Origin of the sequence: Corallococcus caeni (genome assembly GCF_036245865.1) — a bacterium.
Classification (GTDB): Bacteria; Myxococcota; Myxococcia; order Myxococcales; family Myxococcaceae; genus Corallococcus; species Corallococcus caeni.
Window position 1 is genome coordinate 1 of sequence record NZ_BTTW01000099.1, and the last position, 355, is coordinate 355.

At 49.9% G+C, this 355-nt stretch carries 1 pseudogene; it reads left to right on the forward strand.

Going from position 1 to position 355, the window contains the following annotated elements:
• Positions 1-355: pseudogene (locus tag AABA78_RS39350) on the forward strand (molecular chaperone HtpG); the annotation flags it as partial.

Consider the following 355-nt stretch of genomic DNA (forward strand, 5'->3'; position numbering starts at 1 on the left):
TACAAGGAGGACTACAACAAGGTCTACGAGGCTTTCTCGAAGAACCTCAAGCTCGGAATCCACGAGGATTCTCAAAACAAGGGAAAGATTGCTGAGTTGCTGAGGTACCACTCGACCAAGAGCGGTGATGAGTTGACCAGTTTGAAGGACTACGTGACCCGGATGAAGGAAGGTCAGAACGACATCTACTACATAACCGGTGAGAGCAAGAAGGCCGTCGAGAACTCCCCCTTCCTTGAGAAACTCAAGAAGAAGGGATACGAAGTTCTCTTCATGGTGGATGCGATCGACGAGTACGCTATCGGCCAGTTGAAGGAATTCGAGGGGAAGAAACTGGTCTCTGCAACCAAGGAAG